We start from the raw sequence: 667 nt of genomic DNA on the forward strand, positions 1-667 counted from the left end.
GAGTGTAGCCTTTAGATATATCCACTTCTCGAACTTGACCTGCCCATTCAAAAATATCTTGGAATAGATGGTGATGTAGACATTTGAGGTGATTGAAGTCTAAATGCTTGATTTCAGAAACATTACTTTTGTATGAAAGGTACCTATAACTCGTAAACTCAACTTCGGCTTTTTCAAGTTCATCCGAGTCAAGTATATTCAATCTGTTAATTAAAACATCAGAATTTGAGTAACAGTATTTGTCCTGATCAGCACCATATTTATCTCGCATACTTGCGTTTTAAATCTTCAATGGTTTGAACGTTCGATTTCTTATTTATCGTCATGCCTTCATAACCCAAACTGGTTTTGAAGTTCTTTAAGCTAGGGGTAAATGTAGCTTTTTGGCGCTTCGGATTTGAGACATTGGCCATATCAATGTTCCTCTTGTTGGTTGCATTAATTGTACATGACTAATCAGCTAATGTCATGAAGTAGCGATTTTCGCAAAGCCAAGTGAGCCGCGCAGCAGCATTCTATTCTAGTAATGTCACTGGCAAAGTTTTATCCAGAGGCTTCATTGGCCTAAAGTTTTACCCGTGGCACTTGTCTCTCAAAGTGCCAGCTAGCTCAGAGCTGCCCCAAAAACGTCACAATCTGAATTTTAACACGTGGCATTTTCTAGCTC

Annotated in this window: 1 protein-coding gene and 1 pseudogene; both read right to left on the minus strand. The window is 38.7% G+C overall.

Annotation, left to right across the window (positions count from 1 at the left end):
- Window positions 1-271: pseudogene (locus AB4653_RS28385) on the minus strand (cell filamentation protein Fic); the annotation flags it as partial.
- Window positions 261-413, minus strand: coding sequence for a hypothetical protein (locus AB4653_RS28390; protein ID WP_016800262.1), 153 nt, complete (start codon window positions 411-413; stop codon window positions 261-263). The gene AB4653_RS28390 and the pseudogene AB4653_RS28385, both read right to left, overlap by 11 nt.
- Between the last annotated feature and the right edge of the window lie 254 nt (window positions 414-667).

This window comes from Vibrio sp. 10N.222.48.A3 (assembly GCF_041475345.1).
In the GTDB taxonomy this organism is placed as follows: domain Bacteria; phylum Pseudomonadota; class Gammaproteobacteria; order Enterobacterales; family Vibrionaceae; genus Vibrio; species Vibrio tasmaniensis_A.